Source organism: Pseudomonas sp. HY2-MNA-CIBAN-0224 (assembly GCF_040310285.1).
Lineage (GTDB): Bacteria > Pseudomonadota > Gammaproteobacteria > Pseudomonadales > Pseudomonadaceae > Aquipseudomonas > Aquipseudomonas helleri.
Genome location: NZ_JBEOPQ010000351.1, coordinates 1 through 301, shown reverse-complemented (window position 1 = coordinate 301; position 301 = coordinate 1). Strand labels below are relative to the sequence as shown.

General features: G+C 40.2%; 1 protein-coding gene. It reads left to right on the top strand.

Annotated features, from left to right (window positions below):
- Nucleotides 1-301 (top strand): hypothetical protein (locus AAEZ03_RS26700; RefSeq protein ID WP_350582801.1); only part of this gene is annotated, 301 nt, incomplete at both ends.

The window sequence follows — 301 nt, the reverse complement described above, 5'->3', positions numbered from 1 at the left end:
ATTTAGGGCATATGCTTTAGAGTCTAATGATCAGGAAATAAGTACGGTTCTTAATATACTCGCTCGTTCTGACTACCGAACCGCACAGGTAGAAAAGATTCCTGATAATTATAAGCTTAGCTCTGAGCATGGGACGATGTCTGGGGCTGTGGAAGTAGGTATGTTTAATCAATATATGCACAGTATTTTAGAGGACACGTTAATAGCTGCTGAAAAGTCATTTGCTAATATGAATAACTATGGAATAGGCGTAGATGGCCCACTAATTCCTGAAGCCTTAACATTTCCAGCAGAGCCGTAC